Raw genomic sequence first — 11,620 nt, forward strand, 5'->3', positions numbered from 1 at the left:
GGTCCATGAACGCCCACGATCGCGACTTCACCAGCCAGGACCTCGCCACGCTTCACTACGGCGACGGCGAGTTCGCCGTGCTCAAGCCGGGCCGCTACGTGCTCTGCGCGGTGAGCGGCGTGAAGATCCCGCTCGAACAGCTCCGCTACTGGAGCGCCCCCCTGCAGGAGGCCTATGCGGGCCCGGCCGAGGCGCTGAAGCGGTGGCAGGAGACTGAAGGCTAGCGCCCTTCTCCCCTTGCGGGAGAAGGACCTACCTTTTCTTATAGATCTCGTTCGGCCAGCGTTTGTGGACCCAGAACCATTCGGCGGGGCGCTCGCGGATGCGGTCTTCCATGAAGGCGTTGACCCGGCGCACCCCGGCCTCGATGTCGGCGGCCTTGTCGCCGGTGTCGATGAGCTGGATCGGCTCGTGGACGATCACCCGGAAGCGGGCCACCCCGGTCCGCTGCACCGACATGGGCTGCAGCGGGACGCCGTAGCGCAGCGCGAAGGTCGCCGGGCCGGGCGCGGTGTGGGCGGTGACGCCGAAGAAGGGGGCGGCGATGCCGCCGTTGAACTTCTGGTCGTTCATCAGCGCCACGGACTCGCCGCGCGTCAGCGCCCGCAGCAATTCGCGCGCGCCGTCGGACCCCTTGGGCGCGAACAGCCGCACGCCATAGCGGAAACGGCTGCGCCGGATGCGTTCGTCCACATAGGGATTGTTGGTCGCCCGATAGGTGATCTGGCAGGTGATGCCGGCGTGGATGATCACCGCGGGCATGATCTCGAAGCTGGAGAAGTGGCCGGAGATGAACACCACCGGCCCGGCGCCGTCGGCGATGGCCTTGAGCCGCTCGGCGCCGACGATCTCGACGCGCGTCGGATCGGCGATGATCCGGTCGAGGATGGTGAACTCGGCGAACCAGCGGCCGGCCTCCCCCCACTGGGCGTCGAGCAGGCGGGCGATCTCGGCGTCCGAGGCCTCGGGGAACACGATCCGCAGGTTGGTCTCGGCGACATGGTTGGCGCTGGTCCTGGGCCCAAGCGCGCGGAAGAACCAGGACCCGAAGTCCGACACCGCATCGATGGGGAAGGTGCGCGCCAGCACCTCGGCGACGTCGTAGGCGACGGCTTCCAGCCGCCACATGATGTCCTGCGCGAAAGAGGCCTTGGCCATGGCTTCTAGTAGGGGGCGTCGCGCCCCTCGCGCAACGCGTGCGATTGGCGCGGGACTTGAAGCCTATCGGCCGAGCGGTCCCGATCCGGGACAGCGGGGCGTCAAGAAAAAGAGTGGCGGAAGGCCGATGGCGGACGAGATCGACGTGCATCTGGGGCGGCGGCTGCGCCGGCGTCGGCGGCTGCTGGGCCTGACCCAGCAGGAGCTGGCCGAGGCCTGCGGCGTGCGCTTCCAGCAGATCCAGAAGTACGAGTGCGCGGCCAACCGCATGTCCGCCGCCCGCCTGTGGCAGCTCTCCGAGGTGCTGGAGGCGCCGATCAGCTATTTCTACGACGGCTTCACCGAGGCCAAGGCGCGTGGCGGCGAGGAGGCCGGCGAGGTCTTCGCGCGCAAGGAAACCCGCGATCTGGTCCGCGCCTACTACCAGCTGGGCGAACGCCCCCGCCGCCGGCTGCTCGACCTGGCCAAGAGCCTGAACGGCGAGGCCGAGGGGTAGGCTTTGCCGTCCCCCTTCATGGGGAAGGGGGAGGCAAGATTGAGTGCGGCGCCCGGACCCTCTACACCACCCCCATGTCCCTTTCCGCCGACCGCCTCGCAGAGCTCGACGCCTTCCTGATCGAGCTGAACCGCGCGGCGGCGGGCGCGATCCTGCCGCTGTTCCGCGGCCAGCATGGCCTGGACAACAAGCAGGGGCCCGGCGGTTTCGACCCCGTCACCGAAGCCGACAAGGGCGCTGAGCGGGCGATCCGCCAGATGGTCGCCGAGCGCTATCCCGACCACGGCTTCATCGGCGAGGAATATGGCGAGGACCGGCCCGACGCCGAGTTTGTTTGGGTCCTGGATCCGGTGGATGGGACGCGGGCCTTCATCGCCGGCCTGCCGCTGTGGTGCACGCTGATCGGCCTGCGGTGCGAGGGCCGCTCCGTGCTGGGCTCGATCGGCCAGTCCTATATCGGCGAGCTCTACATCGGCCACGCGGGCGGCGCGCGGCTGATCAGCCGCGGCCACACCAGGCCCCTGAAGGTGCGGCCCTGCCCCCGGCTCACCGAGGCGATCATCGCCACCACCGATCCGGAGATGTGTTTCACCGGCGCCGAGCTGGGCGCGTGGCGCCAGGTCCGCGCCGCCGCCCGGCTGGCCCGGCTGGGCTGCGACGCCTACGCCTACGCCATGGTGGCGGCCGGTACGCTCGACCTGGTCATCGAGGCCGGGCTGAAGAGCTGGGACGTCGAGGCCGCGATCCCGCTGCTGGCCGGCGCGGGCGGGTTCGTCACCGATTGGCGCGGCGATCCGATCGGCCCAAACGGCGGCCAGATGGTCATCGCCGGCGACCGCGCCTGCCTCGACGAGGCGCTGGTCGCGCTGCGGCGCTCGGCGCTCTAGCCGAGCGGACGGCTACTTCTTCGCCGCGGGCTTCCTGGCCGCCGGTTTCTTGGCGGCGGGCTTCTTCGCGGCCGGCTTCTTCGCGGCCGGCTTCTTGGCCGCGGGGGCCTTCTTCGCGGCCGCCGGCTTGGCGGCTGGCTTCTTGGCCGAAGCCTTCTTGGCCGCCGGCTTCTTGGCCGCGGGCTTCTTGGCGGCCGGAGGTTTCTTCGCCGCCGCGGGCTTGGCGGCGGGCTTCTTGGCCGCCGGCTTCTTGGCCGCGGATTTCTTGGCGGCCGGCTTCTTGGCGGCGGGCGCCTTCTTCGCCGCCGCGGGCTTGGCGGCGGCCTTCTTCTTGGCCGGAGCCTTCTTCTTGGCGGCCGGCTTCTTGGCGGCCGGGGCCGGCGAGGCGGCGGCCATCATCGGGGCGGACGAGGTCGCCATGGTGGGCGCCGGCGGCTTGGGCGGCGTGGCCGGGGCGGCCTTGGGGGGTTCGGCGGGCTTGGGGGCGACACGCCCGGTCAGCGAGTCGAACGCCTTCATGAAGAAGTTTCGCATCTGATCGGTCTCCATCAGGATTTCGTGGAAAGCGCCGGGGACGTTGATGAACTTTCCCTGGGGCAGGTGGCGGGCGGCGCGCTGTTGCGCCGCGTTGTCGACCAGTTTGTCGTCTTCGGCCGAAAGAATGATTACCGGAACGGTGATATGGCTCAGCCGCTCTGGCCGGGCGAGCTCGGCGGTGGCCTTGAACGCGAAGTCGAGCCAGCCCCAGGTGGGTGCGCCCAGGGCCAGCTTCGGCTCGGCCGCCAGCTGGCCGCAGGCCCGCGCGTAACGCCGCCGATCGTGGGTCAGGACATTGGTCTCGAAGACGTCGTCGAACGGCTTGCCCGGGTCGTTCAGCACATAGCGCCTGGCGCGGCCGAACAGCTTGGAGACCTGCACCATCATGCGCGCCGCGGCGGGCGAACGGCCGCCGGTCTGGACGCCCAGCATCGGCGCCGAAAAGATCGCGCCCACGAACCGATGCTCGCCCTGGGCCATGGCCAGCAGCGTCAGGCAGCCACCCATGGAGTGGCCCACGGCCACCCACGGCTTCGGCAGCCGGTCGGCGAAGGTGTCCAACAGGATCTTGAAGTCGTCCACATAGGCCTTGGCGCCGTCGGCGTGGCCCTTCAGCGGATCGCCGAGCGCCCGGTGCGACAGGCCTTGGCCGCGCCAGTCATGGGCCAGCACCACGAAGCCGCGGTCGAGGAAATCGCCGATGACCTCGAAATATTTCTCGATGGGCTCGGTGCGGCCACCCGACAGCACGATCGAGCCCCGCGCCCGGCCCCGCGGGCGGAACAGCGCCGCGCGCAGACGCGCCCCGCCGGCGCCGGAAAACCACATGGCCTCCCCGCCGTCCGGAATCGGGGCGTCGCGCGTGGCGATCAGGGGCGCGGTCTCGGCCATCAGCCGGCGGCCTTCCCGAAGATCGCCTGGATCCTCGGCTGCAGCTGCATGGCGAGGCCCATGTCGGAGAGCTTCAGCCGCCCGCTCATCATGGCGCGCACCGGATCGAGCTCGCCCTTGCCGAGCGCCTCGAGGTCGCGCTTGGCGAGCGTCACCGTCAGGTCGGCGGGCTTGTCGTCGTTGGTCACCGCGGCGCCGGCGATGTGGATCACGCCCTCGCCCTTGAGGTCCAGTTTCACGGATTTTTCCCCAAGCGCGGGAGCGCCGGCTTCGGACGCGGCGGCCCTGCGGATACGATCCGTCAGCTCCTCCAGCGTCGCCATGCCCACAACTCTCCCGACTCAAAGGCCAGCTTCACCTTAGGCGCGAGTGAAGTAAACTGTCAGGCGTGGGCAGACGCCGGTTTGACGAAGCGCAGCGTCATTCGGTCGCTCTCTCCGATCGCATCGTATTTCGCGTGGTCGAAGCCGGGGTTCGGCGGCTTTCCGATCGGTGACGACCTGCGCACCGGCGGCAGGGTCCAGACGCCGAACGGATGATCCTTGGTGTCCTTGGGATTGGCGTTGATCTCGCTCGTCGCATCGAGGACGAAGCCGGCCTCCTGGGCGAGCTTCACCACATAGGCCTGGTCCACATAGCCGTCGGCCGCCAGCGGATCGGGCACGCCGGCGGGATCGGCGCGATGTTCCTCGACCCCGAGAATCCCGCCGGGCTTGAGCGCGGCGAAGGCGTCGTGGAAGGCCTTCTCGGCGACGCCGGCGGCCATCCAGTCGTGCAGGTTGCGCAGGAAGAGCGCCAGGTCCGCCGAGGCCGGCGGCGCCACCGGTCCGCTGCGCGGCCCGAAGGCGGTGGTCGCCACCTTGCCGTAGAGCTTCGGATTGGCCTCGAGGCGCTTGCGGTAGGCGGCGACGACCTGGCGCGCCGCGGCGTTGGCAGGATCGGCGGTCTCCAGGTCGGCGGCGTAGAGCTTGCCGCCGGTCGAGGCGAGATAGGGCGCCAGGATCTCGGTGTACCAGCCGGCGCCGGGCCAGAATTCGACCACCGTCATGCCGGGCCTGAGGCCCCAGAAGGTCAGGCTCTCGACGGGATGGCGCCAGGCGTCGCGAGCCTTGTCGGCCGGCGTGCGCCAGGCGCCGGCGACGGCGTCGGCCAGCGTCAGCGGCCCCTTGGGCCGGGTCGGCGCGGCGCCTCGGCCACAGGCGGTGAGCGCCAGGGTCGCGAGCAGCACCGATCGGCGGGAAAGCGGGGTCATCGGCAGCCTCGAGCCTCTCTGTCCACGCCCCCGCACGGACCCCCGCCCCGCAAGGGGCAGCCATCGGTACCGCGCGCTCGCGGCTGCGTCAAAACCGGGGCCTTGAACCGGGTTCGGGGGCGCCTATCTCGATGCGCGGAAGGCGCCGATTTCGGGCCTTCCGGACGCCCGGCGAGGCCTGATGGCTCGCCACGGCGCCCTGACGCAACCTTGCTTGAAGAGAAGGATGTGACCCTCATGCGTACCTTTGATTTCGCCCCCCTTTATCGTTCGGTCGTCGGCTTCGATCGCCTCGCCGACCTGTTGGAATCCGCGGCCACCGAGCCCGCCTCCACGGGCTATCCGCCCTACAACATCGAGCGGACCGCGGAGAACGAGTACCGTATCGAAGTCGCCGTCGCCGGCTTCCGTCCGGACGAGCTGAACGTCGAGGTCAAGGAGAACCTCCTGACCGTGCAGGGCCGCAAGACGGCCAACGACGAGGCGCGCACCTACCTGCATCGCGGCCTGGCCGAGCGCAATTTCGAGCGACGGTTCCAGCTGGCCGACTACGTCGTCGTGACGGACGCCAGCCTGGCCGACGGCCTGCTGTCGCTGTCCCTGAAGCGCGAGCTGCCCGAGGCGCTGAAGCCGCGCCGCATCGAGATCGGCGCGGCGAAGTCCACGCTGATCGAAGGCGAAGGCTCCGAAAAGGCGGCCTAGGCGACCTCTTTGCCTCCCCCGCCAACGGGGGAGGCAAGTGATCAGGCGGCGCGGGCGAGGCTCGCGCCGCCCTTTTGCTGGCTATTCGACCAGCCCGCGCGCGCCGCGACGCTGGGCGCTGGAGAGCTCGACCGCGACGAGCTTGGCGCCGGTCAGGTCGCAGCCCTTGAGATCGGCGTCGGCGAGCGAGGCGCCAGACAGGTCCGCGCCATGGGCCATGGCCGAGCGCAGCCGCGCGCCGGTGAGCACGGTGGGCGTGGTGCGCCCGCCGCCCAGCGGCAGCAGCGCCAGAAGCGCGTTGTGCAGCACAGCCTTGCTGAGATCGGCGCCGGCCATCCGCGCGCCGCGCAGGTCGGCGTCCTTCAGGGTCGCGCCGCGCAGGTCGCAGGCCTCGAGGTCGGCGCCCTGCAGCTGCACCTCGGTGAGGTCGAGGCCCACCATGCAGGCCCGCTTCGCGCTGAGCGCGGTCAGTCGAAGCCCCTTCAGCCGATCGCCCAGCGGCCGCAGGTCCTCGCCGTCGACCACGGCGCGGGCGCCCTGCTTGCCGCCGGAGCGGACCCACTGGTCGTGGCCCTTCAGCATTTCGGCGAGCTTGTCGGCGCGCGAAATCCCGGCGCGGCTCGGCGCGTCCAGCGCGCCCTCGAGCTTGGCGCCGCGGGTGTTGGCCTCGGAGAGTTTCACGCCGGTGATGATCGCGCCTTGGAGGTCGGCGCCTTGCAGGTTGGCGCCCTCGACCTTGGCGTTCTCCATCAGCGCGCCGGCGAACAGCGCGTCCTTGAGGTTGGCGTCGGTGAGCATCGCGCCCTTCAGGGAGCAGTCGGAGAAGTCCGCGCCGGCGGCGTAGAGCCCGTCGAGGCGCGAGCGATCGAGCGTCGCCCCGGTGATCGTGGCCTGGTCGAGCTCGCCGTTGCGGGCCTCCTCGATCACGGCCGGGAATCCACGGCTGGGATGGGGCATGGCCACCTTGCCGGGGCGCAGGTCCACCTCGGTGAGGTTGGCGTTGGCCAGGTTCGCGCCTTGCAGGCAGGCGCCGCGCAGGTCGGCGCGGGCGAGGTTGGCGCCGCGCAGGTCGGCCGAGCGGAAATCGCAGCCGGCGAGCTTGGCGCCGGTGAACCGCGCCCCGGCGAGCTTGGCCCCGTCGAACACCGAGCCGGCGAGTTCCGCGCCCGAGAGTTCGCGGCCCGCAAGGTCCAGTCCGGAGAAATCCACGAACGGCAGCGAGCAGCGCTTGCCGCCGGGCTCGCCAGCCACGAAGCGGGCGTGAGCGCCAAGGATCAGGTCGAGCTCGCCCGATGTCAGTCTGCGGCGCCCGGGTAGGGCGGGTCTGGCCAAGGTTAGATCACTTCCTCGAGGCCGCGCGCCCCATGTCGTTTGACGCCGGTGAAGTTCGCCTGCCTCAGGAGGGCGCCGCGGAAGTTGGCGCGGCTGACGTCGGCGTCGGCGAAGATCGCGCGCCTGAGGTCGGCGCCGGTCAGGTCGGCGAATTTCAAGGAGGCGCCGGTCAGGTTGCACGCCAGCAGCCGGTCGGCGCCCAGCAGCAGCGGGCCCATCTGCGCCTCGCGCAGGTCCGCGCCGGAGAGCTTGGCGTCCACCAGGCGCGCGCCGCGCAGGTCGGCGCGGCGCAGGTTGCAGCCGCGCAGGTCGGCGCCCTCCAGATGCGCGCCCTGCAGCTGCACGCCCTCCATGTCGAGGCCGTAGAAGATGGCGTGCTTGGCGCTGAGCGCGGTGAGGTTGAAGCCCCGCACGCTTTCCAGGGCCCGCAGGTCGGCCCTGTCGAAGGCCGAGGGACTGCCCTCGGCGCCGGCGGTCTCGCACCAGCGGGCGTGTTCGCGGATCAGGTGGGCGTAGTTGATCTGTTCGCCGGCCGTGGCCTTGGACTCGTCGGTGAGCGCGCCGGTCAGGTTGGCGTCCATGACGTTCCAGGCGTTGGTCTTGGCGCCCACCAGGATGGCGTCGCGCAGGTCCGCGCCGGCCAGGTCCGCGCCGGAGAGGTCGGCGCCGGAAAGGTTCGCGCCGGTCATCGAGGCGTGCTTGAGGTTGGCCCGGACCAGCTTGCAGTCCTTCATGATCGCGTCGGTGAAGTCGGCGCGGGTGGCCATGGCGCCGGACAGGCGCGAGCGCTCCAGGTTGGCGCCGGCCAGGATCGCGCCCTGCACGTCGCCGGCCGCGCCAGGGTTGGTCTCGACTCGGCGGTAGCCCTGCTTGCGGTCGGCGGCGGCCAGCGCGCCTTCGCGCAGGTCGCATTCGAAGAGGTCGGCGCCGGTCAGGTTGGCGTTGCGCAGGCAGGCGCCGCGCAGGTCGGCGCGGCGCAGCGAAGCCTCCTCCAGGTCGGCGTCCTGCAGGTCGGCGCCGAACAGGTTGGCATGGTCAAGCCGCGCATGGACGAAGCGGCAGGACGCCAGGATCGCGCCGGTGAAATCGGCGTCGCAGAGGTTCTTGCCCGAAAGGTCGAGCCCGGTGAGGTCGCACCAGGCGAAGACGGCGCGGGCCCCGCCGGGCTTGGAGCTCCACAGCCGGTCGTGCTTGGCGCAGATCTCCTCGACCTGCGCCTGGTTGAGGCGGCGGACGACGAGGCTGTGGGCTGGCGCGCTGGACATGGCCACGGCTGGGAACGCTCCTTTCCGTGGGAAACGAAGCTAGTCCGGCCAGATTAAGGATGGATTTCCAGTATTTAGCCCGCGGGACGCTGCCCATTTTGGGGATCGTAGGTTGTGTAAAGCGCCCCAGCCTCGTCGCTCAGCAACCCCAGGTCGGCCACGACGCCCGCGGCCCGCAGCCGCGTCACCCCCCGGCCGGCCGCGAAGGCCGAGGAATCCTCGCAGGCGACCGCCACCCGCGCCACGCCGGCCGCGACCAGCCGCGCGCTGCACGAGGCGGCCCCCGACGACCGCTCCGCGCAGGGCTCGAGGGTGACGTAGGCTGTCCCCCCGCGCGCCGCCGCCCCCGCCTGCGCCAGGGCCACCTCCTCCGCATGCGGCCGCCCGCCGAGCCCGGTCGCGCCCTCGCCGACCACCGCGCCGTCCTTGACGATCACGCAGCCGACCGAGGGGTTGGCGCCCGTGCGCCCGACGCCCGCCCGCGCCAGGGCGATGGCGCGGCGCATGTGGGCGGGATCATCCGAAGCGGCGGTCATGGCCCTTCATGCCCCGTCTCCCGGCGCGGGAGAAGCGCTCGTGGACTCCGGCGCGCGCGCCCAACCACCGGCGGTTGTGCTATGGTCGGTCCGCCCGGCGGCCGCCCTGTCGTACAGGGGCGGCGGCGTGCGCCGCGGCCAGCAGAAATCGAGTTCACACAGGCGACCCCGTCGCCATTCCCGTTTGCAACCCATACGGCAGGAGTGAACGATGAAGACCACCCTCGCAATCGCTGCGATCTCCGCGGCCGGCCTTGCCGCCCTCGGCGGGGTCGCGCTCGCGGCGCAGGACCGCTCGACCCTGAAGGTCCCCGGCGGCCTCTCCTTCTCCGAGTTCAAGGGCTACCAAGCCTGGGAGGCCGTCGCCGTCAGCCAGGTTCCCGGCAGCCAGAAGCTGATCGCCGCCAACGCCACCATGATGGCGGCCTACAAGAAGGGCCTGCCCGCCAAGGACCAGACGTTCCCGGAGGGCTCCAGGGTGGTGAAGATCGAGTGGTCCCAGAAGCCGAACCCGGCCTCGCCCTACCCCGTGCAGGTTCCCGGCGAGCTGAAGTCGGTCGCGTTCATCGTGAAGGACACCAGGCGCTTCCCGAAGACCAAGGGCTGGGCCTACGCCAAGTTCGATGTCGACCCGAAGACCAGGACGTTGAAGCCCGAGGGGGCCGGCGCCGCGTGCGGCTACGCCTGCCACACCGCCGTGGCGGCCCAGGACTACATCTTCACCGCCTATCCGGCGCGCTGAGCGGCGGCGGTCAGCCCAGGCTCGGCAGGGCCTGGGCGCGGTCCGCGTCCAGGTACCGCGCCGCCGTCGGCTTCAGGGCGCGGTCGAGCTCGACCACCAGCGGGTTCCCGGTGGGGATCTCGACGCCGACGATGGCGTCGTCGGCGACCGCGAACAGCAGCTTGACGATGGCGCGCAGGGAATTGCCGTGGGCCGCCACCAGCACCGTCTGGCCGGCCGCGAGCCTGGGCGCGATCTCGCCTTCCCAGTAGGGCTGCACGCGCTCCAGCGTGGTCTTCAGGCTCTCGGTGCGCGGCAGGACGGCGCCCGCATAGCGGCGGTCCCGGCTGAAATCGAACGCGCTGTCGGGGGCCATCTCCGGCGGCGGGATGTCGTAGGAGCGCCGCCAGATTTTCACCTGGTCCGCGCCGTGCTTGGCCGCGGTCTCGGTCTTGTTGAGGCCGGTCAGGCCGCCGTAGTGCCGCTCGTTCAGCCGCCAGTCCTTGATCTCCGGCACGAAGGTCTGTCCAGCCCCCCAGAGCGCCAGCCAGGAGGTCCGGATCGCCCGGGTCAGCACCGAGGTGAAGCAGGTGTCGATGGCAAGGCCCGCGGCCTTGATCAGCGCGCCGCCCTTCGCGGCCTCCACCTCGCCCTGGGGCGTCAGGTCCACGTCCACCCAGCCGGTGAACTTGTCCTCCAGGTTCCACTGGCTCTGGCCGTGGCGCAGCAGGATCAGGGTCGGCAAGGCGGGGGACCTCCGTTTCGGATACGGTGACAGCGGCTAGGGCCTTGGGGGCGTGGCCGTCAAGCGTTGGCCGGACTCGTCGGGACCGCTATAGGTGCGCCCAAGATGCTCGATCGCCTCTATCTGCCGGTCCTCGGCCTCGCCACCCTCGCCGCCATCGCGCTCGCCTTGGTCTGGCCGCAGGGCCTGGGCGACCGCTCGCCCGCGCCGTTTGGCCATACGCCGGTGCAGCAGACGCCGGCCATGAAGGCCGCCATGCAGCGCGAGACCGAGGCCTCGGAGCGCCGCATCAAGCAGGCCCGCGACGCCGTCCGCAGCCTGCAGGACCAGGCCCTGTCGCCGCGTCAATGAGCCCATATCGATGAGCCCCGGCCCCGATTCCATCGCCGTCGGCCGCCGGGTGCTGGCCGCCGAGGCGCAGGCGCTCAGCCAGATGGCGCAGGGGCTCGGCGACAGCTTCGCCCGCGCCGTGGAGACCCTGTTCGAAGCGAAGGGCAAGATCGTCTGCACCGGCATCGGCAAGTCGGGCCATGTGGCGCGCAAGATCGCCGCGACGCTGGCCTCCACCGGCTCGCAGGCCATGTTCGTCCACGCCACCGAGGCCAGCCACGGCGACCTGGGCATGATCGGCGGCGACGACGTGGTCCTGGCGCTCTCCAAGACCGGCGAGACCCGCGAGCTGGCCGACATCATCGCCTACGCCAAGCGCTTCCATATCCCGCTGATCGCCATGACCACGGTGGCCGACAGCGCGCTCGGCCGCGCCGCCGACGTGCTGCTGGCCATGCCCGACGCGCCCGAGGCCTGCGCGCCCGAGCTCAACGCGCCCACCACCTCGACCACCCTGCAGATCGCCCTGGGCGACGCGCTGGCCGTGGCGCTGCTGGAACGGCGCGGCTTCGAGCCGAAGGATTTCCGGGTCTTCCATCCGGGCGGCAAGCTGGGCGCCATGCTGCGCACCGCGGCCGACCTGATGCACGTGGGCGACGAGCTGCCGCTGGTGACGGCTGGGACGCCGATGAAGGACGCGTTGCTGGTGATGACCCAGAAGCGCTGGGGCGTCGTCGGCGTGGTCGATGACGCCGGCCGGCTCATGGG

15 protein-coding genes are annotated in these 11,620 nt (G+C 71.1%); 7 read left to right on the top strand and 8 right to left on the bottom strand.

The window, feature by feature from the left end; genetic code table 11:
• Window positions 1-5: 5 nt before the first annotated feature.
• Window positions 6-224 (top strand): DUF2093 domain-containing protein, encoded by a 219-nt coding sequence (locus VGT80_RS03785; protein WP_327453034.1) that lies wholly within the window; start codon window positions 6-8, stop codon window positions 222-224.
• A gap of 28 nt (window positions 225-252) precedes the next feature.
• On the opposite strand, the gene VGT80_RS03790 is transcribed toward VGT80_RS03785, so the two are convergent.
• A complete protein-coding gene (locus tag VGT80_RS03790; RefSeq protein WP_327453036.1) occupies window positions 253-1,158 on the bottom strand; it encodes a lysophospholipid acyltransferase family protein in 906 nt (301 codons plus the stop codon).
• 127 nt (window positions 1,159-1,285) lie between these two features.
• On the opposite strand from VGT80_RS03790, the gene VGT80_RS03795 reads away from it, so the two are divergent.
• Entirely contained in the window at window positions 1,286-1,654 is a 369-nt protein-coding gene (locus VGT80_RS03795) for a helix-turn-helix transcriptional regulator (RefSeq protein WP_327453038.1), read from the top strand.
• A 74-nt stretch (window positions 1,655-1,728) separates the two neighbouring features.
• Window positions 1,729-2,541, top strand: coding sequence for a histidinol-phosphatase (gene hisN / locus VGT80_RS03800; protein ID WP_327453040.1), 813 nt, complete (start codon window positions 1,729-1,731; stop codon window positions 2,539-2,541).
• 12 nt (window positions 2,542-2,553) lie between these two features.
• Here hisN and VGT80_RS03805 read toward each other — a convergent pair whose 3' ends face one another.
• The 3 genes from VGT80_RS03805 to VGT80_RS03815 are packed head-to-tail and all read right to left on the bottom strand — an operon-like array spanning window position 2,554 to window position 5,221.
• Entirely contained in the window at window positions 2,554-3,969 is a 1,416-nt protein-coding gene (locus tag VGT80_RS03805; RefSeq protein ID WP_327453041.1) for an alpha/beta hydrolase, read from the bottom strand.
• Window positions 3,969-4,292 carry an SCP2 sterol-binding domain-containing protein gene (locus VGT80_RS03810; protein WP_414693890.1) on the bottom strand — a complete coding sequence of 108 codons (324 nt, stop codon included), beginning with the start codon at window positions 4,290-4,292 and terminating at the stop codon, window positions 3,969-3,971. Before VGT80_RS03810 ends, VGT80_RS03805 begins: the two co-directional genes overlap by 1 nt.
• Window positions 4,293-4,351: 59 nt before the next feature.
• Window positions 4,352-5,221: a methyltransferase gene (locus tag VGT80_RS03815; RefSeq protein WP_327453045.1), complete on the bottom strand. Its 870-nt coding sequence runs from the start codon at window positions 5,219-5,221 to the stop codon at window positions 4,352-4,354.
• A 237-nt stretch (window positions 5,222-5,458) separates the two neighbouring features.
• On the opposite strand from VGT80_RS03815, the gene VGT80_RS03820 reads away from it, so the two are divergent.
• The gene (locus VGT80_RS03820; RefSeq protein ID WP_327453047.1) at window positions 5,459-5,923 is read left to right on the top strand and encodes an Hsp20 family protein; all 465 of its coding nucleotides are present in this window, start codon (window positions 5,459-5,461) and stop codon (window positions 5,921-5,923) included.
• 81 nt (window positions 5,924-6,004) lie between these two features.
• On the opposite strand, the gene VGT80_RS03825 is transcribed toward VGT80_RS03820, so the two are convergent.
• The 3 genes from VGT80_RS03825 to VGT80_RS03835 all read right to left on the bottom strand — a co-directional run bounded on the left by VGT80_RS03825 (window position 6,005) and on the right by VGT80_RS03835 (window position 9,056).
• Entirely contained in the window at window positions 6,005-7,255 is a 1,251-nt protein-coding gene (locus VGT80_RS03825) for a pentapeptide repeat-containing protein (RefSeq protein WP_327453048.1), read from the bottom strand.
• Between the two features lie 2 nt (window positions 7,256-7,257).
• Entirely contained in the window at window positions 7,258-8,520 is a 1,263-nt protein-coding gene (locus VGT80_RS03830; RefSeq protein WP_327453061.1) for a pentapeptide repeat-containing protein, read from the bottom strand.
• A 74-nt stretch (window positions 8,521-8,594) separates the two neighbouring features.
• On the bottom strand, window positions 8,595-9,056 hold the full coding sequence (locus tag VGT80_RS03835) for a deaminase (RefSeq protein ID WP_327453049.1): 462 nt from the start codon (window positions 9,054-9,056) through the stop codon (window positions 8,595-8,597).
• A 211-nt stretch (window positions 9,057-9,267) separates the two neighbouring features.
• On the opposite strand from VGT80_RS03835, the gene VGT80_RS03840 reads away from it, so the two are divergent.
• A complete protein-coding gene (locus VGT80_RS03840) occupies window positions 9,268-9,798 on the top strand; it encodes a cytochrome P460 family protein (protein WP_327453051.1) in 531 nt (176 codons plus the stop codon).
• A 10-nt stretch (window positions 9,799-9,808) separates the two neighbouring features.
• On the opposite strand, the gene gpmA is transcribed toward VGT80_RS03840, so the two are convergent.
• Window positions 9,809-10,522, bottom strand: a complete 714-nt coding sequence (gpmA, locus tag VGT80_RS03845; RefSeq protein ID WP_327453053.1) for a 2,3-diphosphoglycerate-dependent phosphoglycerate mutase — start codon at window positions 10,520-10,522, stop codon at window positions 9,809-9,811.
• 105 nt (window positions 10,523-10,627) lie between these two features.
• Here gpmA and VGT80_RS03850 point away from each other — a divergent pair, with 105 nt between their 5' ends.
• Window positions 10,628-10,873, top strand: a complete 246-nt coding sequence (locus tag VGT80_RS03850; protein ID WP_327453055.1) for a hypothetical protein — start codon at window positions 10,628-10,630, stop codon at window positions 10,871-10,873.
• Between the two features lie 10 nt (window positions 10,874-10,883).
• On the top strand, window positions 10,884-11,620 hold a 737-nt coding region (locus tag VGT80_RS03855; protein ID WP_327453057.1), incomplete at its 3' end, for a KpsF/GutQ family sugar-phosphate isomerase.

Source organism: Phenylobacterium sp. (assembly GCF_035944335.1).
GTDB lineage: Bacteria > Pseudomonadota > Alphaproteobacteria > Caulobacterales > Caulobacteraceae > Phenylobacterium.

Excerpts from the sequence above, each read along its gene's own strand:
- VGT80_RS03820 (WP_327453047.1), top strand. The coding sequence starts at position 5,459 with ATGCGTACCTTTGATTTCGCCCCCCTTTATCGTTCGGTCGTCGGCTTC.
- VGT80_RS03785 (WP_327453034.1), top strand. The coding sequence starts at position 6 with ATGAACGCCCACGATCGCGACTTCACCAGCCAGGACCTCGCCACGCTT.
- VGT80_RS03790 (WP_327453036.1), bottom strand. The coding sequence starts at position 1,158 with ATGGCCAAGGCCTCTTTCGCGCAGGACATCATGTGGCGGCTGGAAGCC.
- VGT80_RS03805 (WP_327453041.1), bottom strand. The coding sequence starts at position 3,969 with ATGGCCGAGACCGCGCCCCTGATCGCCACGCGCGACGCCCCGATTCCG.
- VGT80_RS03815 (WP_327453045.1), bottom strand. The coding sequence starts at position 5,221 with ATGACCCCGCTTTCCCGCCGATCGGTGCTGCTCGCGACCCTGGCGCTC.
- VGT80_RS03795 (WP_327453038.1), top strand. The coding sequence starts at position 1,286 with ATGGCGGACGAGATCGACGTGCATCTGGGGCGGCGGCTGCGCCGGCGT.
- VGT80_RS03850 (WP_327453055.1), top strand. The coding sequence starts at position 10,628 with ATGCTCGATCGCCTCTATCTGCCGGTCCTCGGCCTCGCCACCCTCGCC.
- VGT80_RS03830 (WP_327453061.1), bottom strand. The coding sequence starts at position 8,520 with ATGTCCAGCGCGCCAGCCCACAGCCTCGTCGTCCGCCGCCTCAACCAG.
- hisN (WP_327453040.1), top strand. The coding sequence starts at position 1,729 with ATGTCCCTTTCCGCCGACCGCCTCGCAGAGCTCGACGCCTTCCTGATC.
- VGT80_RS03835 (WP_327453049.1), bottom strand. The coding sequence starts at position 9,056 with ATGACCGCCGCTTCGGATGATCCCGCCCACATGCGCCGCGCCATCGCC.
- VGT80_RS03810 (WP_414693890.1), bottom strand. The coding sequence starts at position 4,292 with ATGGCGACGCTGGAGGAGCTGACGGATCGTATCCGCAGGGCCGCCGCG.
- VGT80_RS03840 (WP_327453051.1), top strand. The coding sequence starts at position 9,268 with ATGAAGACCACCCTCGCAATCGCTGCGATCTCCGCGGCCGGCCTTGCC.